Source organism: Labrys monachus, assembly GCF_030814655.1.
GTDB classification, from domain to species: domain Bacteria; phylum Pseudomonadota; class Alphaproteobacteria; order Rhizobiales; family Labraceae; genus Labrys; species Labrys monacha.
In genome coordinates, this window is the sequence record NZ_JAUSVK010000001.1 from 4,828,620 (window position 1) to 4,847,873 (window position 19,254).

Genomic DNA, 19,254 nt, shown 5'->3' on the forward strand with positions numbered 1-19,254 from the left:
CATCCCGGTCCGCCTTCGCCATTTCATCCGCACGAGAGACCGACAGCCATGAGCGACCAGCAGAGACACCCGACCGGGCCTGCCGAATTCGAGAAGGGGATCGCCAACGCGGCCGTCGATGTCGCCTCCTTCGAGGAAGATGCCAAATCCCCCCTCGACCGCCTGCAGCATTTCCTGCATTCCTATCCGACGTCGATCCCCTTCATCGTCCTGCTGATCGGCTTCGCGGCATTCAGCCTCTATGTCGGGCCGCGCTTCTATTCGCCCTTCAATCTCGGCCTGGTGGTCCAGCAGGTCACTGTGATCGCCATCCTCGGCGTGGCGCAGACGCTGGTGATCCTCACGGCCGGCATCGACCTGTCGGTCGGCGCCATCATGATCCTGTCGCATGTGGTGATGGGCAAGCTGGCGATCGATGCGGGCCTGCCCGTGCCCATCGCCTTCACGCTCGGCCTCCTCACCGGCCTCGTCTGCGGCGCCGTCAACGGCGCCCTCATCACCTTCCTCGAACTGCCGCCCTTCATCGCCACCCTCGGCACCTGGAACGTCTTCGCCGCGCTCAACCTGTGGTATTCCAACAGCCAGACCATCCGGCCGGACGACCTGGAGACCAAGGCGCCGTTCCTGCGCATGATGGGCTGGCCGCTCTCCTTCGGCGGCCGGGACATCCTGACGCTCGGCGCGGTGCTGATGATCGCCGTCGCCATCGTGATCTGGTACGTCCTCAACCGCACGGCCTTCGGCCGGCACATCCTGGCGACCGGCGACGACGCCGAGGCGGCGCGCCTGGCCGGCATCCGCACCAAGGCCGCCCTCTTCGCGGTCTACACGATCTGCGGCCTGATCTGCGCCGTCGCGGGCTGGGCGCTGATCGGGCGCGTCGGGGCCGTCAGCCCGAATTCGAGCCAGACCGCCAATCTCGATTCCATCACCGCCGTGGTCATCGGCGGCACCAGCCTCTTCGGCGGGCGCGGCTCGATCGTCGGCACGCTCGTCGGCGCCGTCATCGTCGGCCTGTTCTCCAGCGGCATCAAGCTCGCCGGGCTCGACGTGCTCTGGCAGGTTTTCGCCGTCGGCTGCCTCATCATCGTCGCCGTCGCCATCGACCAGTGGATCCGCAAGGTGTCAGCATGAGCGCGCACAACAATCCCGCCGCCGCCCCGGCCTCGGCACAGCCCATCCTGCAGGCCCGCGGCCTGGTGAAACGCTATGGCCGGGTCACCGCCATGGACCACGCCGACTTCGACCTGCTGCCCGGCGAGATCCTCGCTGTCATCGGCGACAACGGCGCCGGCAAATCCTCGCTGATCAAGGCCCTGGCGGGCGCCGTCATCCCCGATGCCGGCGAGATCCGCCTCGCGGGTACGCCGGTGCAGTTCCGCTCGCCGATCCAGGCGCGCGAGGCCGGCATCGAGACGGTCTATCAGAACCTCGCCCTCTCCCCTGCCCTCAGCATCGCCGACAACTTGTTTCTCGGGCGCGAGAAACGCTCGGCCGGCTTCCTCGGCAAGGTCTTCCGCAAGCTGGACCGGCGCGGCATGCAGGTCGAGGCACGCAAGGCGCTGTCCAATCTCGGGCTGATGACCATCCAGAACATCAACCAGCCGGTCGAGACCCTGTCCGGCGGCCAGCGTCAGGGCGTGGCGGTCGCGCGCGCCGCCGCCTTCGGCAGCAGGGTCATCATCATGGACGAGCCAACGGCGGCGCTCGGCGTGAAGGAATCGCGGCGGGTGCTCGAACTCATCCTCGACGTGCGCCGAAGGGGCATGCCGATCGTGCTGATCAGCCACAACATGCCGCATGTGTTCGAAGTGGCGGACCGCATCCACATCCATCGGCTCGGCCGGCGGGTCGCGGTGATCCGGCCTTCGGACTACACCATGTCCGATGCCGTCGCGATCATGACGGGAGCGATGAAGGCACCGGAAACGCTGGCGCAGTGACGAACGAAAGAGGCGGACCTTTCGGCCCGCCTCCCCTTCCTCTCATTCAGACAGCCCGCCGGCCCGAAAGCCGGCAGGACCACGAAGATCAGCCGCGCAGCTTCGTCAGGCCGGCCCAGCTGGCACCGACGAGAGCGGCGCCCAGGGCCATCTTCACGAGATCGGCCAGCAGGAACGGCGCCACGCCGCCGAGCCAGGCGCGCTCGATGCCGACACCCATGCCGCCGCTGGCGAGCTGGGCGAGGAAGGCGAGCCAGGCGAAACCGAGCGCCAGCACGAGGATGTCGGCGGCGACCATGGCGGCGAACAGCGGCAGCACCCGGTTGCCCGTGCGCTCGGCGACGGCGCCGACGATGAAGGCCGCGATCGGATAGGCGATGAGATAGCCGCCCGTCGTGCCGAGGAAGTAGGCGGGACCGGCAGCTGCGCCGGCGAAGACGGGCGCGCCGGCAAAGCCTGCGGCCAGATAGGCGAGCACGGTGGCCCCGCCCAGCCGAGCCCCGAAGGCGGCGCCGATCAGCGGCACGGCAAGCGTCTGCAGCGTCACCGGCACGGGCCAGAACGGCACCTGCACCTTGGCCGAGATCGTCAGCAGCGCCACGCCGGCGAGGACCAGCAGAATGGCGCGCAGCGCCGGGTTTGCCTTGGCCGGCCACAGGGCGGCAGCCAGCGTCGAAGTCGTGGGTTGCGCAACGCTCATCGAATTCTCCAAAAGCCAATCTGCCGAACTCGCCCGAGCAGGACGAAAGGCGGCCATGCCGCAACAGAAGCGTCAAACGCGGCAAAGAGCAAGAGGCCGGCGAGGCTTTTATCGCTTGCCCCGGGAGCAAAACGCCTTTCCGCCGAAACGCCTTTTTGCTCGGGCTCTTCGTCGGGACGCGTCTTTGCGCTTCCCGACGATTCCGCCGGATCGCAAGGCGCTCTATCGGTCCGCTTCCTGCCTGATCCAGTCGAGGCGCAGCACCCCCTCTCCCTCCCGGGCGAAGAGGCGGGCGAGATGGGCGCCGATCTCCCTCAATTCCTCGTCGAGCCGCCAGGGCGGGTTGAGGATGATCATGCCGCAGCCGTTCAGGCGATCGATTCGCTGCACGGCGTAGCGGCTGATCTCGAAGCGCAGCGCCCGTGCGGCGGGCAGCGCCGCCATGCGCCGCGCGAAGCCATCGGCCTCGCGCAACCCCTTGAGCGGATACCATATGGCGTAGACGCCGGTGGCCCAGCGCTGCAGGGCGCGCCCGACATTCTCGGCGATGGTCCTGAACTCGTTCTCCTGCTCGAAGGCCGGATCGATGAAGACGAGGCCGCGCCGCTCGGGCGGCGGCAGGAGGCCCGGCAGCAGGGCCCAGGCGTCGCCCTCGATGACCTTGACGCGGCGGCTGCCGCCGAAATTCTGGCGCAGCAGCCGTGCGTCCTCCGGATGCTTCTCGCAGAAGACGAGATGGTCCTGCGCCCGCGTCAGCTCCGCCGACAGCCATGGCGACCCCGGATAGAGCGGCGGCTGCTGCGCCATCAGCCCGTCGACGACGCTGCGCCAGGGCGCCAGGAGATCCGCGATGGCGCCCGTGGCCGGCGCGGCCGCTTCCTGTCCGGCGAGCAGGCCGACACCGTCGCGCCATTCGCCCGTCCGCCGTGCTTCATCGGCCTCCAGGTCGTAGAGGCCGACGCCGGCATGGGTGTCGATGACGCGGAAGGGAGCGTCCTTCTGCTTGAGATGGGTGAGGATGCGGGCGAGCACGACATGCTTGAGCACATCGGCGAAATTGCCGGCGTGGAAGGCGTGGCGGTAGTTCATGCCGTCTCGCGCGATCCGGCCGACGCCGGAAAACCACGACGGGAAAGGGCTTCCCAGCCGGCGACGAGCGCCATGATAAAGGTGGTCAGGAGACCGGTCATCAGGAGATCCATGTAGGAGGCCAGCGGAATCCCGAGGGCGAGGAGCACGAGCCCGGCGAGGTGGGAAAGCGGAATCCTGCCATAGAAGATGCGCTTGTAGAGCGCATTGCCGGCAATGTATATCGCCGGGCCACCGAAGAGGACCGCAGCGCCCGCCCTGTCGACGACGGCCTGGGGATGCGCGATCGACAGGTCGTTGCCGACGGCCGTGACGATGATGCCGGCGATCAGGACGACATGCACATAGTGGATATAGGCGCCGAACCGGCCCGGATCGCGCGAATGGACGATGAACGCCGTCGCGGCCCTGCTGCCGGTGTCGAAATACATCCACCACATCGCGATGCTGCCGAGGAAGGCGGCGAGGAAGGCGGCAAGCACCGGCAGGTCCCATTGCCGCGCCGCGGCGATGGTGCCGCCGGTGACGAGAATCGATTCGCCCAGCGCGATGATGACGAAGAGGGCGCAGCGTTCGACCATATGGCCGCCTTCGACCGTCCAGTCGCTCGTGCGCGACCGCCCGAGGCCCGGCAGCCAGAGACCGAACATCGGCGAGACATATTCGCAGGCCACCGCGACGATCCAGAGCAGGACGCGGGTCACCCCTTCCGCCAATCCTCCCGCGATCCAGAACAGGGCGGCGATGACGCTCCATCCCAGGATGCGCCGGAAATTGGCCGCCAGCGGATCGCCGCTGCGCTCGAGGAAGAAGAGCCCGAAGGCGGTGCGGCCGACCTGCATCGCCGCATAGCAGCCGGCGAAGACGAGGCCGCGCTCGCCGAACGCCTCGGGCAGGGCGGCGGCGGCCACCAGCCCGAGCAGCATCACCGCGAACAGCGCCGCCCGCACCGGCATGGCTTCCGGCTCGAACCAGTTGGTGAACCAGCAGGTATATTGCCAGACCAGCCACACCGCGAACCAGAGGATGACGGTCTCGACCGCGCCGCCGATCGTCAGATGGTGCAGCAGCGTATGGGAGAGCTGGGTGACGGCGAAGGCATAGACGAGGTCAAAGAACAGTTCGGCATAGGAGACATGGGCCTCATGCCCGTCCCTCCTGCGCAGAATGCCGCTGCTGCGATCCATCGTCATGCGCCTCCCGCCCCGTTCGCTGTCTCTTTATCGCCGGGAACGGCGCCGCAAGACAAGAGCGTCCGCGGGAGCCTGCTCCGTCACAGGCGGATGACGTAGCTCTTGCGCGTGGTCTCGACGACTTCCCAGGTGCCGGCGAAGCCCGGCTCGAGGATCATGGTGTCGCCCGGGCCGAGGGCGACGGGCGGGCCGCCGTCGGGCGTGACGACGGAGCGGCCTGCGAGAAGGGTGCAGCTCTCCCATTCCTCGTAGACGACGCGCCAGCAGCCCGGCGTCGCCTCCCAGATGCCCGCGAACGTCCTGCCGTCGGCGCTTTCATAGCTGTTCCAGGTGCGGAAGGCCGGATTTCCGGCCTGCAGACGCTCCGGCGCAGGGCCGCCCGCTTCGGGATCGCCAAGGCCGGCGGCCGGAAAGCATACCCACAAGGGCATCACCGCACCTCGCGAGGGGCGAGGATCACGGACGGGCCATCTTGCAATTGGGCGCGTAGGCGAGGTTGCGATCGGTGCCGTCGACGCACCATTCCACGCCCCAGGTCGCGCCGAGCCAGCCGGTATCCTCGGCGATCGAATAGGACACCCGGCGATAATGGCCGTCCGACGTCAGCACCCGCGCGCTGCAGAAGCGGCGCGGGATGAAGGAACGGCCCCAGGGCGAATAGGCGATCTGGTGGTGACGGTCGAACCGCTCGATCGTCAGCGCGGAATTCCAATAGTCGGCTTCCTTGTCGGCGAAGCGCGTGGCGATCTTGCCGGTCACCGCCGGGTCGTCGCAGCGCGGCAGGATGCCGTCATAATTGGGTCCCGAGAGCCAGAAATTCTTCTCCAGAAGCGTGGCGGCCGAAGCCGGGAGGACGGAGGCAGCCAGCAACGCTGCTGCGGCAAGACTGGCAATGCGCATGATCGAATCCCTTTGTACGAACAAGTAGAATCTGTGCGCAGGCGTAGCGCGCGTCAAGCAACATCCGTGTGTCCTTCCGGTTCCGTTCGCCGTCGGTGCGAAACGATACTGCGGGCGGGTGCGGACTGGCCGAGGAATGTCGGGCTATGGCGGGGGCGGCGCAAGGCGCCCGTCGCAAATCCGTCAACAAATGCGGCTGTTTTGCATGTGTCGCGAAGAGGGTTAGAGACAGCTGATGACAGACGGTGCCGATTCGACCATGCAGAAATTCGCCACCGCCCGCGAAGCGGCGCTGGCGCTTCGTCCGGACGAGCCCGTCTACGGCTTCCGGCCCGAGGTGCTCGCCGCCGACGCCCGGCAGTTCATGGCGCTGTTTCCCGGCAAGACGGCCTATGCGGTCAAGACCAATGGCGAGCCGATGATGCTGAAGGTGCTGGCGGACGCCGGCATCAGCGCCTTCGACGTGGCGAGCCCGGCGGAGTTCGAGGCGGCGCGGGCGGTCGCGCCTTCGGCCGAACTCCTCTACATGCATCCGGTCAAGGCCCAGTCGCATATCAGGCTGGCCCTCGAAACCTATGGAATCCGCACCCTCGCCCTCGACCATGAGGACGAAGTCGCCAAGATCCTGCGGATCGTGCGCGGCCTCGACATCCCGCCGGAGGAGATCACGCTGTTCCTGCGGCTGGCGACCAAGGGCGCCGCCGCCTACGAGCTGTCCAAGAAATTCGGCGCCACGCCGACCCATGCGGTCGAACTGCTCGACCGCATGTCCGGCATCGGCTTCAGGACCGGCATCGCCTTCCATGTCGGCTCCCAGGTCGAGGACCCCGAGACCTATGAGCGCGCCATGGCCTCGGTCGCCTGGGTGCGGTCGCGCGTCAAGGAGGATGTCGCCGAACTCGACATCGGCGGCGGCTTTCCGGCCCAATACGGGCGGGATCCGAAGAAGAAGGGCAGCAACGCCACCACGCCGACCATCGAGGCGCTGATGCGCCAGATCAACAGCGACATCGCCGACTGGGGCCTCGACGACCTCAAGCTGGTGGCCGAGCCCGGCCGCGTCATCGTGGCGCGCTGCCTGTCGGTGGTGGTGCGGGTGCTGCTCAAGAAGGGGCAGCGCCTCTATATCAATGACGGCGTGTGGGCGTCGCTGTCGGATTCGTGGACGGGCAAACTGCTGCTGCCGACCCGTTTCATCCCCGATCCGGCCCGGCGCCGGCGCAACGGCTCGCCGGACAAGATGCTGCCGTTCCGCATCTGCGGCGCGACCTGCGATTCCGTCGACATCCTGACCCGCCCCTTCTATCTGCCCGAGACGGTGGATACCGGCGACTGGATCGAGATCGGCCATATCGGCGCCTATTCGCTCGGGCTGCGCACCCGCTTCAACGGCTTCTATCCCGACCGTTTCGTCGAGCTCGAAACCCCGTTCGACGAGGAACCCGGCGTCAGCATCCCGGTGGCGGCCGAATAGGCCGGCACCGGCCACCCTCAATGATGGTGGTGCAGGCATTTGTCGTGATCGGCAAGGATCTCGATCACCCGGCATTCGTCGACGCGGCCATGGGCGCAGCCCGTCACCATCCGCTCCAGCTCGGTCTTCAGCGCCTGCAGGCTGGCGATGCGCTGCTCGACCTCGACGAGGCGGCTGCGCGCCACCGCATCCGCCGCCGCGCAGGGCTGGGCCGGATCGTCCTGCAGGCTGAGGAGCGTGCGGATCGCATCGACGTCGAAGCCGAGTTCGCGGGCGTGGCGGATGAAGGCAAGCCGGCGTATGTCGGCGGCATCGTAAAGCCGCCGGTTGCCCTCGCTTCGCGGGGGGGCCGGCAGGAGTCCCACCTGTTCATAATAGCGGATGGTCGGCACCTTGACGCCGCTGCGCCGGGCCGCCTCGCCGATCGCCACATCCTGAACGGTCATTTTCCGCTTGCTCCTCTAGTCGCTAGAGGATGTAGGGCCTCGTTCGTCCGATGCAAGGGAAGAACGTTGCGATGGCGACCGCTGCGAACCAGACTCGCTACAGGATCGACGGCATGGACTGTGCCTCCTGCGCCGCGAAGATCGATACCGCCGTTCGGCGGGTGCCGGGCGTCGCCGATGTCTCGGTATCCGTCGCCGCCGGCACGATGACCGTTCATCATGGTGACGACGGCGACCTCGGCGTCGTCGAGGACAGGGTCCGGGCCCTCGGCTACAAGGTCGCGCCGCTGGCGGCAGGCGCCCTCGCGGCTTCGCACGCTGCCGCACCTGCGCACGACCATGCCCACCACCATCATGCGCATCACGACCATGACCACGATCACACCGGGCATGACCATGACGGTCATGGCCATCACGATCACGATCGCCAGGAAAGCGCCCCCATCGGCCTGCACGGCCATGATCACGGCCCGTCCGCGGGCCCGTGGTGGCATTCGGCCAAGGGCCGGCTGACGATCGCCAGCGGCCTTGCCGTCCTCGTCGCCTTCACGGCCGGCAAGCTGGTGCCGGAGGTCGCGCCCTGGGCCTTCGACCTCGCCATGCTGGTCGGCCTCGTGCCGATCGCCCGGCGCGCCTTCATGGCCGCGCGCTACGGCACGCCCTTCTCGATCGAGATGCTGATGACGATCGCGGCGGTCGGCGCCGTCTTCATCGGCGCCGGGGAGGAAGGCGCCACGGTCGTCTTCCTGTTCCTCGTCGGCGAACTGCTCGAGGGCGTGGCGGCGGGCAAGGCCCGCGCCAGCATCCAATCGCTCACCGCCCTGGTGCCGCAAACCGCCCTGGTCGAACGGGACGGCGGCACCGAGGAGGTGCCCGCGGCGACCCTCGCGGTCGGGGCGACCATCCTCGTGCGGCCGGGCGACCGCATCCCCGCCGACGGAATCATCCTCTCGGGCGAGAGCGCCGTCGACGAAGCGCCGCTGACGGGCGAAAGCATTCCCGTCCGCAAGGGCACGGAAGACACCGTCTTCGCCGGCACGGTCAACGGCGACGGCGTGCTGCGCGTGCGGGTGACGGCCGCGGCGGCCGACAACACCATCGCCCGCGTGGTCAGGCTGGTCGAGGAGGCGCAGGAAAGCAAGGCGCCGACCGAACGCTTCATCGACCGCTTCTCGCGCTATTACACGCCGGGCGTGGTGGCGGTGGCCGCCCTCGTCGCCGTCGTGCCGCCGCTGCTGCTCGGCGGGCCCTGGAGCGAATGGATCTACAAGGGCCTCGCCATCCTGCTGATCGGCTGCCCCTGCGCCCTCGTCATCTCGACGCCCGCGGCCATCGCCGCCTCGCTGTCGGCCGGCGCCCGCAAGGGCCTGCTGCTCAAGGGCGGCGCCGTGTTGGAGAGCGTCGGCAGGATCACCGCCGCCGCCTTCGACAAGACGGGCACGCTCACCGAGGGCCGGCCGCGGGTGACGGACATCATCGCCGTCGCGAGCCCCGAGGCCGAGGTGCTGCGGCTTGCCGCCGCGCTGGAGGCCGGCTCGAGCCATCCCCTCGCCACGGCCATCCTCGCCAAGGCCGCCGAGGACGCGATCGTCCTTCCCGCCGCGAGCGACGCGCGGGCGATTGGCGGCAAGGGGGTCGCCGGTACGGTGGAGGGCGTTTCCCTCTTCCTCGGCTCGGCCGAGGCCGCCGCCGAGCGCGTTACCCTCCCGGCCGAGGTCGCGCAGGCGATCGAGGCCCTGAACGACGACGGCAAGACGGTGTCGGTGCTGCTGGCCGGCGGCCGGGTCGCCGGGGCGATCGCCATGCGCGACGAACCGCGTGCCGACGCGCTCGCCGGGCTCGGAGCCCTGCGCAAGGCCGGCGTGCGCACGCTGATGCTGACCGGCGACAATGCCCGCACCGCGAAGGCCATCGGCCGGACGCTCGACATCGAGGTCCATGCCGGCCTGCTGCCGGAAGACAAGCGGCGCATCGTGGGAGACCTGCAGCGGCAGGGCCACGCGGTCGCCAAGATCGGCGACGGCATCAACGACGCGCCGGCCCTGGCGGCGGCGGATGTGGGCATCGCCATGGGCGGCGGGACGGACGTCGCGCTGGAGACGGCCGACGCCGCGGTGCTGCACGGGCGCGTCGGCGATGTCGCGGCGATGATCGCCCTGTCGAAGCGCACCATGGCCAATATCCACCAGAACATCGCCATCGCCCTCGGACTGAAGGCGGTGTTCCTGGTCACCACCATCGCCGGCATCACCGGCCTGTGGCCGGCCATCCTCGCCGACACCGGGGCGACGGTGCTGGTGACGATGAACGCCCTGCGCCTGCTGCGTTGATCCCGCGCGCCCGGGTCCGGCAAGCGCCTCCCGGCCCCGGTTACGGGAGAACCGGCCTGACAGGAAGCAGGGAAAGGCTCTCGCCTCCCCTGCCTCCGAACCGCAGGCGACGGGTGCCCCCTGGATGTTGCCATCGACGGCCCTATTCGCTGATCGAGGCCGCCACGGGCCGGCGGCCCGATGGTCCGATCGAGGTCTCTATCCATGCCAGGACAGCCGCGATACGCGCGAGATGGCGCAAATCCGGATGTGTCAGCACCCAGATCTCACGGGCGGGAAACGCAACCTCATCGGCAGGGATACGGGCAAGGCCAGGCACATGATCCGCTACGATACAGGGGAGCAGAGAGCGGCCGAGCCCGGCCTGAACGCCTTGAAGCAGGGCTTCCGCATCGTTGACGGCAAGAGCTGAGACCCCGCCGCTCCTTTGCGCGGCTCTCGCGATCCAGAACGCCTGCGGCAAGTGCGCCATTCCGTCCTCATAAGTCAGCCAGGGCAGGCTCGTCGGCTCGGCTTCGATGTGGCTCGCGGCATAGGCGGCGTATTCGAGCATACCGGCGCGCCTGGCAAGGACCCGCGTGTCCATATCGCTGCTCGGCCTCCCCAGCCTTATCGCGATGTCGGCCTCACGCCGGGTCAGGCTCAAATCGCGGGATTCCGCGACGAGTTCCACCCGCAACTGCGGATGCCGCGCTATCAATTCGGCGGCCGCAGGGACCAGAATTCTGTTGATCAGGATGGGAACCGCCGTCACGCAGACGGTACCGCTTGCGGACGCATCGGCTCCCTGCACGGCTTCCAGCAGGCCGCCGATTTCTTCTTCGACATTCTCCGCCCGTTTCGCCGTGACCTCGCCGGCCTGGGTCAGGCTCATAGCCCCGTCGACGGTGCGCTCAAACAGGCGCGCGCCAAGGGCCGCCTCGATCGAGCGCAAGCGGCGAGCAACCGTCGTCGGGTCAACCCCCAGATGTCGCGCCGCGGCAGCATGAGATCCTCCGCGCGCAAGCGCGAGGACATAACGAAGGTCATTCCAATCGAGCACCTGCATTATTGCAGCCTAAACCGGCAATAATTCGGCGTGAAGCGGGAATTATGCCGCTGTAGAGCTGTCTCGACGCAGAAGGAGGGAGCCGATGCTTTTTGTCGTCTTGTTCGAAGACGAGGTCAGTCGCGGGGAGGAAATCCGTCGCCGGCACATGAAAGCCCATATGGATTTCCTGGAGCGCAATGCTTCGACAATCAAGGCCGCCGGTCCGCTTCTAGAGGGGGATGGTACTCCCGCCGGGGGTCTGTGGGTGGTGCAGGCAGCCGACCGCGAACACGTTGAAAGTCTCATTCGGGAAGATCCCTTCTGGCCGACAGGTCTGCGTCGCTCACGGCGCATACTTGCCTGGACGCAGGTCTTCGCCGATGGCCTGCGCGATGGAGCGCAGGCCTAATTAGGACGGCTCGCATCCCCGGCAGGGGATCGAAATGGCCCCTGATTCCAACATCGTCAGGGTTGCTCGGAAGAGCGATCAATGCGGCGGGTCGGTCCGGACGCTGAACGGCTTGCCCTTCTCGCCGGTCACCAGCACGAGGATGCGTACCGGATCGCTGCCGACGACGCGGCCGTCATGCTTGCGGTCGACCATTTCGGCGAAGGAATCGCCGGCCTTGAACACATGCCTGGCCCCGTCCTCGCCCTCGACCTCGATCGCGCCGGAGAGGATGTAGGCATAGGTCGGCACGGGGTGCAGGTGCCAGCCGGTCTCGCCGCCCGGCGGAATCTCGACGATGAGGCTCTGGACCTCAGGGTCGGAAAAGGAGGGATAGCGGATCGGATCGCCGCTCGAGGTGGTGGTGGTCTGCAGGAGGCGCGTCACGACGACGGACGGCTTGTAGCTGTCTTCCGCACGCGCGGCGGAGACGATCGACACGGCACCCAGCAGCGCCACGACCAGGATCTTCACGATGGCCTCCCCTCGCCCTTCGCGGGCCCGTTGGGGGATCGCCGTCATCAGCCGATCGGCGTCCCCGTTCCATTGATACCCGGAACGGGGACGATGGGAAGCCTCTTGGTCGGCGAGGCCGCTATCAGGCGGCGGCCGAACGACCCTGGCCGGGCTGCACAACCTGGTTGAAGTCCTCGATCAGGCTGCGCGTAATGGCACCCGGCGTGTAATGATGGCCGAGAATCTCGGCCACCGGGGTGACCTCCGCCGCCGTGCCGGTCAGGAAGCATTCGCTGAAGGCGTCGAGTTCCTCAGGCATGATCCGCCGCTCGATCACCTCGATGCCGCGCGCCTTGGCGAGGCCGATCACCGTCTGGCGGGTGATGCCGTCGAGGAAGCAGTCGGCGAGCGGGGTATGGATCTGGCCGTCGCGGATGAAGAAGACATTGGCGCCGGTGCACTCGGCGACCCGGCCCTCCCAGTCGAGCATCAGCGCATCGGCATAGCCGCGCCGCTCGGCGCGATGCTTGGACACCGTGCAGATCATATAGAGGCCGGCAGCCTTGGACAGGGACGGCACCGTGCGCGGATCCGGACGGCGATATTCGGCGATGTCCAGGCGAATGCCCTTCATCTTGGTCGCCATGTCGAACATGCTCGGCCATTCCCAGGCCGCGATGGCGACGTGGATGGTGGCGCTCTGCGCGGCGACCGCCATCATTTCCGAGCCGCGCCAGGCCACCGGGCGCACATAGGCATCCTTCATGCCGTTCTTTTCCAGCACGAGCAGCTTGGCCGCATCGATCTCCTCGATCGAATAGGGAATGGTGAAGTCGAGGATCTCGGCCGAGCGCCTGAAGCGCGCCGAATGTTCCGACGACTTGAAGACGCTGCCGCCATAGGCGCGTTCGCCCTCGAATACGGCACCGCCATAGTGAAGCCCATGCGAGAGGACATGCAGCTTGGCGTCGGCCCACGGCGCCAGATGGCCGTCGAACCAGATATAGCCGTCGCGTTGATCGAAGGGCAGAATCGACATGCGTAATTCCTCCAGCGTCTTGCGCCTGTTATACTCCGCATCCAGGCGATTGCGGGGCTGTTTCAACAGGCCGCCTCACGGAGACGACCCGTCGGGTTGAGACTACTCCCTGGAAATGGCGGCATATTGCAGGAACCGGCGCTTTTTTGCATCGGCCGGCAAGTCCCGTTATGTTCCGTGCCGGGAAGGGCATCGCGCCTCGGCGCGAAAGCGACAGTCCCGTTGGGCGGAACATCCTTTCGCCACGAGCCCCGTTTGAGTAACGATCCGACGAAAATATGTCAATATGGCTGACGTAAATTTCTCTCCCGCCTCGCCGGTCAAGCAGCGTCCGGATACGCCCTGCGCGGATCCGCCGGCGCCGCTCTACAATCTCATCGAACTCCTCTTCTTCGCCTATCGCGATTTCGTCGCCGATGCCGACCATGCGCTGGAGATCTACCGCTTCGGCCGCGCGCATCACCGGGTCTTGCATTTCGTCGATCGCAATCCCAACCTTACTGTGGCCGAGTTGCTGGATATTCTGAGGATCACCAAGCAGTCGCTGGCGCGAGTTCTGAAGGAATTGATCGACCAGGGTTTCATTCTGCAGCGCGAAGGCGAGGAGGATCGCCGCCAGCGGCTGCTGGCGACCACGCCCAAGGGGCGCCAGCTGGCGGCCGAGCTCGCGGTCGCCCAGTCCCGGCGTATCGCCGTGGCGCTGGCGGAGGCTGGTCCCGGCAGCCATGACCAGGCCGTGAAGTTCCTGTCCGCCATGGTGGATCCGAGCGAGCGGGCGACCGTGGCCCGGCTCATCGGCGGCAATTCGGCGGAAGGAGGCGATCGATGACCAAGGTTGCGATCGTCCCCGATGACGCCCCCCACATTCTCCTGGTCGACGACGACAACCGCATTCGCGCCTTGCTGTCGCGCTATCTCGGCGAGCACGGCTATCGCGTCACCACCGCCGAGCACGCCGCCAGCGCACGCAGCCGCATCGAGGCGCTCGCCTTCGATCTCCTCATCGTCGACGTGATGATGCCGGGCGAGAACGGCCTCGACCTCACGCGCTCGATCCGGCGGAACTCGAGCGTGCCCATCCTCATGCTGACGGCGCAGGGCGATCCGGGCGACCGCATCAAGGGGCTCGAGACCGGCGCCGACGACTATCTCTCCAAACCCTTCGAGCCGCGCGAGCTGCTGCTGCGCATCAACAACATCCTGCGGCGGGCCGTCGCCTCGGCGCCGGCCGAGCCGGTGCGGGACGCCGTCACCTTCGGCGACTTCACCTTCCATGTCGCGCGGGGCGAATTGCAGCAATACGGCGAGACCATCCGCATCACCGAGCGCGAGCGCGACATGCTGCGCCTCCTCGTCGAGACGCCGCGCGAGACGGTCGACCGCCTCGCCCTGGCCGGCAACGCCGCCGACGGCGCCAATGAGCGGACGGTGGACGTGCAGATCAACCGCCTGCGCCGCAAGATCGAGCGGGATCCGGGCAACCCGGTCTATCTGCAGACGGTGCGGGGGACCGGCTACCGGCTGATGGTGGATATGTGATGCCGATGCGCGCATGGCATCTGGGGCGGGAGACCCTGGCACGCTGGGCTCCCAGCTGGCGCGACATGCTGGTCGGGCCGGCGCGCCTGCTCGCCTCGCTGGGCGACCGCATGCCCAAGGGCCTCTATGCCCGCTCGCTGCTCATCATCATCACGCCGATCGTCATCCTGCAGGCCGTGGTCGCCTATGTTTTCATGGAGAAGCACTGGCAGAGCGTCACCTCCCGCCTGTCCGCCGCGACCACCAAGGACATCGCGGCGATCATCGAACTGTACGACCAGTTTCCGCACGACAAGGACACCGAGGACAAGCTCGAGAACATCGCCCAGAACCAGATGGGGCTGGATGTCGAGTTCCGTCCGCCCGAGGATCTGCCGCCGCGCGGCGCGAGGCCCTTCTTCGACATCCTCGACCAGGCGCTGACCGAGGAGATCACGCTGCGCATCGGCAAGCCGTTCTGGATCGACACGGTGGGGCGGTCCGATTTCGTCGAGATCCGCGTCAAGCTCGACGACGCGGTCCTGCGCGTCTTCGCCCGCCGCAGCCAGACCTACGCCTCCAACAGCTATATCTTCCTCCTGTGGATGACCGGCTCGTCCCTGGTGCTGATGACGGTGGCGATCCTGTTCCTGCGCAACCAGATCCGCCCGATCCAGCAGCTCGCCAATGCGGCGCAGGATTTCGGCAAGGGCCGCGACGTCCAGAATTTCCGGCCGCGCGGGGCGCGGGAGGTGCGCCAGGCCGCCACCGCCTTCATCGAGATGCGCCGCCGCGTCGAGCGCTCCTTCGACCAGCGCACGACGATGCTCAACGGCGTGTCGCACGATCTGCGCACCATCCTGACGCGCTTCAAGCTCTCGCTCGCCTTGCTCGACGAGAACAACCCCGAATTCGAGGCGCTGCAGAACGATGTCGACGAGATGAGCCGCATGCTGGAGGCCTATCTCGCCTTCGCGCGCGGCGACGCCGCGGAACAGGCGGCGCCGACCAACATCGCCCGCCTGCTTGAGGAATTGCGCGCCGATTCGATGCGCCAGGGGCATGACACCAAGACCTCGTTCCAGGGCAATCCGATCGTGGTGGTGCGTCCGGACGCCTTCAAGCGCTGCCTGACCAACCTCGTCTCCAATGCGCAGCGCTTCGGCGACGCCATCGTGATCTCGGCTCATCGCGAGCATCGCTATCTGACCGTGCATGTCGACGATGACGGGCCGGGCGTGCCGGAGGACAGGCGCGAGGACGTGTTCAAGCCCTTCCTGCGCCTCGACGAGGCCCGCAACCAGGACCATGGCGGCACCGGCCTCGGCCTCGCCATCGCCCGCGACATCGCCCGCTTCCACGGCGGCGACGCCACGCTCGCCCGAAGCCCGCTCGGCGGCCTGCGCGCCACGGTCCGCGTCCCGGTCTGACCGGAGCGCGGACATCCCTGTCCGCTCTTTCCCGCAGGCGTGGCGTTGCCAGGGGCGGACCGGAAGTCCGCGCTCCAGAAGGCGGCGGCCCGGGAGGGGTCAGCGCGTCATGGCCTGGTCGAGCTTCGCGCGCTGCTCGCGGAAGGCCGTGAGCGCGCTGCCGCCCAGCAGTCGCCCCGCCGCGAGCCTGATGCGCAGCGGATCGACGTTCTCGCCGTTGATGCGGACCTCGTAATAGAGGTGCGGCCCGGTCGAGAGGCCGGTGGAACCGATATAGGCGATGGTCTCGCCCTGGTGGACTCGGGTGCCGACCTTGATGCCCTTCGGAAAGCCGGAGACATGGGCATAGGTGGTCTCGTAGCCCTGATCGTGCCGGACGCGGATATATTTGCCGTAGCCCCATTCCTGATCGATCTTTTCGACCACGCCGGCGCCGGCGGCGGCGACCGGGGACCCGAACGGCGCGGCATAGTCCACGCCCTTGTGGAAGCGCCGGTCGTGCAGGACCGGGTGGATGCGCCAGCCGAAACCGTCGCCGAGCCGGCCGGAGGCGACGGGCTTGCGCAGCAGGAATTTGGTCACCGAATGGCCGTCCGCATCGTAATAATCGGTGCCGCCGTCGTCCGGCGCGGTGAAACGGTAGTAGCGGTGCAGGTGGCCGTCGACGGTGAGGCCGACATAGGCGAGCTGGGGCTGCCCCGAATCGTCGGGCCCGTAGACGAGGTCGACGCTGTCGTCGGCCGATGCCGGCTCGTCCATGTCGACGTCGCGGTCGCACAGGCGGATCACCTCGTCGACGAGCGACCTGTCGACCTTGTTGGCCTCGGCCAGGGCATAGAGATTGTCCCTGAGGCTTTCCTCGGGCCCGATGCGCGGCGAGGCGCCGCCGGCCGCCGCCGCGTTCAGCTGGTCCGCGTCCATGATCTCAAGATGCGGCGGCTTGGCCATCGCCGTATAGGTGCCGGCGTCCGACAGGGCGACAGCCACCGTCTCCTGCCCCGGCTTCTCGACGACGACCTTGACCGGACGAGACGGGGCAGCGGCGTCGCCATCGGTGACTTCGACGACCGTCACCTTCTCCCCGCCCGCGAAGGCGCCGCCCTCGCCCCAGTGCCAGCCGCCGAACTGCGAGACGATCGCCGCGGCATCCGCTTCCGACGTCCCGAAGGCATGCAGGATCAGCGGCAGCGTGTCGCCGGCCTTCGCGACGATGATCTTGCGGATCTCCTCGTGGCGGACGGGCGCCTCGGCGAGGACCGTCATGTTGACGGGTTCACCCCGCGGATGGGAGGCCGCTGCTTCCGTATAGCCCAGCGCCGGCGTCTCCGGGCCGGCCATGGAAGCGAGGGCGCGCGAACGGCCGAAGATGATTTCGGGCGGCAGCGAGGCGCCGTCCGCCTGCACCGACGGGGCTGTGAAGCCCGGCAGGGGAGGAACCACCCGCCGCTCCACCTGCGTGGCCGTCGGTACCGGCGCCGTCGGGCCGAGACGGGCCTGGAGATGCGTCAGGGGCGTCGATGAGCCGGCGATGTCGAGCGGACCGACATGGACCTGCGAGGGCGTGGCCACGACGACCGGGCGAATGGGATCGAGCCGGTCGCCGCGCCCGTCGACGGTCTCCCGGACCTGGGCGATGCCGGAGCGGAGGAAGACGGCGGCGGCGGCGGTGAAATGAATTTTCCGGTCGAAGGCGACATAGAGCGCGCCGAGCATCATGAAGGCCGCCGCGGCTGCCAGCGCCACGGTCGCGCCGAGCCAGCGCCGGTTGATCGCGCGCCGATCCAGGCGCGGATCGGAGAGCGAGGCGACGTTGAGGGGCGGCGCGTCGCCGAGACCGCCCAGACCGGGAGCCCGCCGATACCTCACCGTGCGCCGATCCCGCCGGCCGTCCCGTCACCACCCACCGGAAGGTCTGCTTCGGAACGGGGACAGGGCGCGGGCAGCTTCGATTCGGGTTTCGGCATGAATGGGTCCGCTGTCTCGTCCGCTCATTCGACATCGCCGGGCCGCGGGCCCGCGAAGGACCGCATCGCACCATTGACTTTCAACAGGAACCGGAACTCCCGATTCGCCTGAGTGGTATCACGTCGGGAACCGGTTGTCAGGCCGGCCATGCCTGCTCTCTCATTGCGACAAGCGGCCGCTCCATGCAAAGGGCGAAGGGGCGGACGACGGCAAGGACGGCAGCGCCGCACCGCTGCCGATCGGATCCGCCGGCAGGCCCGGCCTATGCCGCCGCCGGACAGACCAGCTGCCGGAGATCCTGCCAGTCTCAGGCTTTGAGCACGAACACGGTCCGGTTGCGGCTGTCGTCCTCAGGCCATGCCCGTTCGACGTCCGATAGGGGAACCGGTCTGGCCGCGATCCTGAAGCCGCCGGCAACGGTCGCGCGCAGCAGCGCGCGGATACATTCGACGAGACGATCGAGCGGGACGCTTCCGATGCCGCTGCCCATCAACGTGATCGCGGAAGAGCGCAGAGCGGCGCTCGGCAGCCTGATCTCCGGCCCGCTCGCCGAACCGATCTGCACGAACCGGATGGGCACCGCATCGGCTCCCGCTTTGGCGCCGGCGATCAGAAGGCGCTCCGCGCTTTCTCCCCAGAGATAGTCGAGGACGACGTCCACCCCTTCGGCGAACTGCTCCTTGAAGCGATCCTCCAGCTTCGTCCCGCCTGCAGCGAGGGGAATCGTCACGTCGGCACCGAGGGCCTCGACCGACCGCAGGGCGTCGGCGTCCCGGCCGGTCGCGATCACCTTCTTCGCCCCCAGATGCCTGGCGATCTGCACCGCGAGGCGGCCGGCCGTCCCGGTGGCGCCGTTGACCAGCACGGTTTCGCCAGCCTTGAGCCGGGCGCGTTCCGTGCAGGCCGCCCAGGACGACATGCCCGGATTGGCGATGGCGGCGGCCGTCACGTCGTCGAGATCGTCCGGCAGCGCCAGGCAGTGCGACGACGGCACCACGGCTCGCTCCGCCATGCTGCCGTAAGGGGCCGTCGGCATGACGAAATAGACCCGGCTGCCATCATCGAGACGCCCGACACCGTCGATGCCGACGATGAAGGGAAACCGCGCGGAGGCGCTGTAATGCGCGCCGGAGGCCCGGCTCTTGACCACCGGGCTGAGCGCGGCGGCCGTCACCGCGATGCGGCTTTCGCCGGCGGACGGCACCGGCTCCCTGAAATCCCCATAGACGGGCGTCTGCCCGGCTCCCGAGACGATCGCGGCCTTCATGACGGCTTTCCTTTCCGATGGTCCAA

At 67.9% G+C, this 19,254-nt stretch carries 19 protein-coding genes; 8 read left to right on the forward strand and 11 right to left on the reverse strand.

The window, feature by feature from the left end:
• The first annotated feature begins 48 nt into the window (after nt 1–48).
• Both J3R73_RS22035 and J3R73_RS22040 read left to right on the forward strand, forming a co-directional pair.
• A complete protein-coding gene (locus J3R73_RS22035) occupies nt 49–1,134 on the forward strand; it encodes an ABC transporter permease (RefSeq protein WP_307432050.1) in 1,086 nt (361 codons plus the stop codon).
• A complete protein-coding gene (locus J3R73_RS22040; RefSeq protein ID WP_307432053.1) occupies nt 1,131–1,943 on the forward strand; it encodes an ATP-binding cassette domain-containing protein in 813 nt (270 codons plus the stop codon). Before J3R73_RS22035 ends, J3R73_RS22040 begins: the two co-directional genes overlap by 4 nt.
• 88 nt (nt 1,944–2,031) lie before the next feature.
• Here the strand turns inward: J3R73_RS22040 and J3R73_RS22045 are convergent, their stop codons facing one another.
• The 5 genes from J3R73_RS22045 to J3R73_RS22065 form a co-directional block, all read right to left on the reverse strand.
• On the reverse strand, nt 2,032–2,643 hold the full coding sequence (locus tag J3R73_RS22045; protein ID WP_307432056.1) for a biotin transporter BioY: 612 nt from the start codon (nt 2,641–2,643) through the stop codon (nt 2,032–2,034).
• Nucleotides 2,644–2,865: 222 nt separating this feature from the next.
• Nucleotides 2,866–3,732: a 23S rRNA (adenine(2030)-N(6))-methyltransferase RlmJ gene (locus J3R73_RS22050; RefSeq protein ID WP_307432059.1), complete on the reverse strand. Its 867-nt coding sequence runs from the start codon at nt 3,730–3,732 to the stop codon at nt 2,866–2,868.
• Entirely contained in the window at nt 3,729–4,925 is a 1,197-nt protein-coding gene (locus tag J3R73_RS22055) for a low temperature requirement protein A (RefSeq protein ID WP_307432062.1), read from the reverse strand. Before J3R73_RS22055 ends, J3R73_RS22050 begins: the two co-directional genes overlap by 4 nt.
• Before the next feature lie 80 nt (nt 4,926–5,005).
• Nucleotides 5,006–5,356, reverse strand: a complete 351-nt coding sequence (locus tag J3R73_RS22060) for a cupin domain-containing protein (RefSeq protein WP_307432064.1) — start codon at nt 5,354–5,356, stop codon at nt 5,006–5,008.
• A gap of 25 nt (nt 5,357–5,381) precedes the next feature.
• Complete coding sequence (locus J3R73_RS22065) at nt 5,382–5,825, reverse strand: hypothetical protein (RefSeq protein ID WP_307432067.1); 444 nt, start codon at nt 5,823–5,825, stop codon at nt 5,382–5,384.
• 259 nt (nt 5,826–6,084) lie between these two features.
• On the opposite strand from J3R73_RS22065, the gene J3R73_RS22070 reads away from it, so the two are divergent.
• Nucleotides 6,085–7,299: a type III PLP-dependent enzyme domain-containing protein gene (locus J3R73_RS22070; protein WP_307437603.1), complete on the forward strand. Its 1,215-nt coding sequence runs from the start codon at nt 6,085–6,087 to the stop codon at nt 7,297–7,299.
• A 17-nt stretch (nt 7,300–7,316) separates the two neighbouring features.
• Here J3R73_RS22070 and J3R73_RS22075 read toward each other — a convergent pair whose 3' ends face one another.
• On the reverse strand, nt 7,317–7,745 hold the full coding sequence (locus J3R73_RS22075) for a MerR family transcriptional regulator (RefSeq protein ID WP_307432071.1): 429 nt from the start codon (nt 7,743–7,745) through the stop codon (nt 7,317–7,319).
• A gap of 71 nt (nt 7,746–7,816) precedes the next feature.
• Here J3R73_RS22075 and J3R73_RS22080 point away from each other — a divergent pair, with 71 nt between their 5' ends.
• On the forward strand, nt 7,817–10,075 hold the full coding sequence (locus J3R73_RS22080) for a heavy metal translocating P-type ATPase (RefSeq protein ID WP_307432075.1): 2,259 nt from the start codon (nt 7,817–7,819) through the stop codon (nt 10,073–10,075).
• A 142-nt stretch (nt 10,076–10,217) separates the two neighbouring features.
• Here J3R73_RS22080 and J3R73_RS22085 read toward each other — a convergent pair whose 3' ends face one another.
• Nucleotides 10,218–11,123 carry a LysR family transcriptional regulator gene (locus tag J3R73_RS22085; protein WP_307432078.1) on the reverse strand — a complete coding sequence of 302 codons (906 nt, stop codon included), beginning with the start codon at nt 11,121–11,123 and terminating at the stop codon, nt 10,218–10,220.
• Nucleotides 11,124–11,208: 85 nt separating this feature from the next.
• On the opposite strand from J3R73_RS22085, the gene J3R73_RS22090 reads away from it, so the two are divergent.
• Nucleotides 11,209–11,514 (forward strand): YciI family protein, encoded by a 306-nt coding sequence (locus tag J3R73_RS22090; RefSeq protein WP_307432082.1) that lies wholly within the window; start codon nt 11,209–11,211, stop codon nt 11,512–11,514.
• Nucleotides 11,515–11,592: 78 nt separating this feature from the next.
• Here the strand turns inward: J3R73_RS22090 and J3R73_RS22095 are convergent, their stop codons facing one another.
• Nucleotides 11,593–12,027 (reverse strand): cupin domain-containing protein, encoded by a 435-nt coding sequence (locus J3R73_RS22095; RefSeq protein ID WP_307432085.1) that lies wholly within the window; start codon nt 12,025–12,027, stop codon nt 11,593–11,595.
• A 124-nt stretch (nt 12,028–12,151) separates the two neighbouring features.
• A complete protein-coding gene (locus J3R73_RS22100) occupies nt 12,152–13,048 on the reverse strand; it encodes a branched-chain amino acid aminotransferase (protein WP_307432089.1) in 897 nt (298 codons plus the stop codon).
• A gap of 286 nt (nt 13,049–13,334) precedes the next feature.
• On the opposite strand from J3R73_RS22100, the gene J3R73_RS22105 reads away from it, so the two are divergent.
• The 3 genes from J3R73_RS22105 to J3R73_RS22115 all read left to right on the forward strand — a co-directional run bounded on the left by J3R73_RS22105 (nt 13,335) and on the right by J3R73_RS22115 (nt 15,996).
• Nucleotides 13,335–13,877, forward strand: a complete 543-nt coding sequence (locus tag J3R73_RS22105) for a MarR family winged helix-turn-helix transcriptional regulator (protein ID WP_307432092.1) — start codon at nt 13,335–13,337, stop codon at nt 13,875–13,877.
• Nucleotides 13,874–14,587: a response regulator gene (locus tag J3R73_RS22110; protein WP_307432096.1), complete on the forward strand. Its 714-nt coding sequence runs from the start codon at nt 13,874–13,876 to the stop codon at nt 14,585–14,587. The genes J3R73_RS22105 and J3R73_RS22110 overlap by 4 nt, the downstream gene beginning before the upstream one ends.
• Nucleotides 14,588–14,652: 65 nt before the next feature.
• On the forward strand, nt 14,653–15,996 hold the full coding sequence (locus tag J3R73_RS22115; RefSeq protein ID WP_307437606.1) for an ATP-binding protein: 1,344 nt from the start codon (nt 14,653–14,655) through the stop codon (nt 15,994–15,996).
• A 99-nt stretch (nt 15,997–16,095) separates the two neighbouring features.
• Here J3R73_RS22115 and J3R73_RS22120 read toward each other — a convergent pair whose 3' ends face one another.
• Together J3R73_RS22120 and J3R73_RS22125 are read right to left on the reverse strand one after the other, a co-directional pair.
• Entirely contained in the window at nt 16,096–17,862 is a 1,767-nt protein-coding gene (locus J3R73_RS22120; protein WP_307432099.1) for a M23 family metallopeptidase, read from the reverse strand.
• A 406-nt stretch (nt 17,863–18,268) separates the two neighbouring features.
• Nucleotides 18,269–19,228 (reverse strand): quinone oxidoreductase family protein, encoded by a 960-nt coding sequence (locus J3R73_RS22125; RefSeq protein WP_307432102.1) that lies wholly within the window; start codon nt 19,226–19,228, stop codon nt 18,269–18,271.
• Between the last annotated feature and the right edge of the window lie 26 nt (nt 19,229–19,254).

Coding starts and splice junctions, on each gene's coding strand:
- J3R73_RS22040 (WP_307432053.1), top strand. CDS start 1,131: ATGAGCGCGCACAACAATCCCGCCGCCGCCCCGGCCTCGGCACAGCCC.
- J3R73_RS22045 (WP_307432056.1), bottom strand. CDS start 2,643: ATGAGCGTTGCGCAACCCACGACTTCGACGCTGGCTGCCGCCCTGTGG.
- J3R73_RS22060 (WP_307432064.1), bottom strand. CDS start 5,356: ATGCCCTTGTGGGTATGCTTTCCGGCCGCCGGCCTTGGCGATCCCGAA.
- J3R73_RS22085 (WP_307432078.1), bottom strand. CDS start 11,123: ATGCAGGTGCTCGATTGGAATGACCTTCGTTATGTCCTCGCGCTTGCG.
- J3R73_RS22100 (WP_307432089.1), bottom strand. CDS start 13,048: ATGTCGATTCTGCCCTTCGATCAACGCGACGGCTATATCTGGTTCGAC.
- J3R73_RS22065 (WP_307432067.1), bottom strand. CDS start 5,825: ATGCGCATTGCCAGTCTTGCCGCAGCAGCGTTGCTGGCTGCCTCCGTC.
- J3R73_RS22110 (WP_307432096.1), top strand. CDS start 13,874: ATGACCAAGGTTGCGATCGTCCCCGATGACGCCCCCCACATTCTCCTG.
- J3R73_RS22070 (WP_307437603.1), top strand. CDS start 6,085: ATGCAGAAATTCGCCACCGCCCGCGAAGCGGCGCTGGCGCTTCGTCCG.
- J3R73_RS22050 (WP_307432059.1), bottom strand. CDS start 3,732: ATGAACTACCGCCACGCCTTCCACGCCGGCAATTTCGCCGATGTGCTC.
- J3R73_RS22125 (WP_307432102.1), bottom strand. CDS start 19,228: ATGAAGGCCGCGATCGTCTCGGGAGCCGGGCAGACGCCCGTCTATGGG.
- J3R73_RS22080 (WP_307432075.1), top strand. CDS start 7,817: ATGGCGACCGCTGCGAACCAGACTCGCTACAGGATCGACGGCATGGAC.
- J3R73_RS22055 (WP_307432062.1), bottom strand. CDS start 4,925: ATGACGATGGATCGCAGCAGCGGCATTCTGCGCAGGAGGGACGGGCAT.
- J3R73_RS22075 (WP_307432071.1), bottom strand. CDS start 7,745: ATGACCGTTCAGGATGTGGCGATCGGCGAGGCGGCCCGGCGCAGCGGC.
- J3R73_RS22090 (WP_307432082.1), top strand. CDS start 11,209: ATGCTTTTTGTCGTCTTGTTCGAAGACGAGGTCAGTCGCGGGGAGGAA.
- J3R73_RS22035 (WP_307432050.1), top strand. CDS start 49: ATGAGCGACCAGCAGAGACACCCGACCGGGCCTGCCGAATTCGAGAAG.
- J3R73_RS22105 (WP_307432092.1), top strand. CDS start 13,335: ATGGCTGACGTAAATTTCTCTCCCGCCTCGCCGGTCAAGCAGCGTCCG.
- J3R73_RS22115 (WP_307437606.1), top strand. CDS start 14,653: ATGCTGGTCGGGCCGGCGCGCCTGCTCGCCTCGCTGGGCGACCGCATG.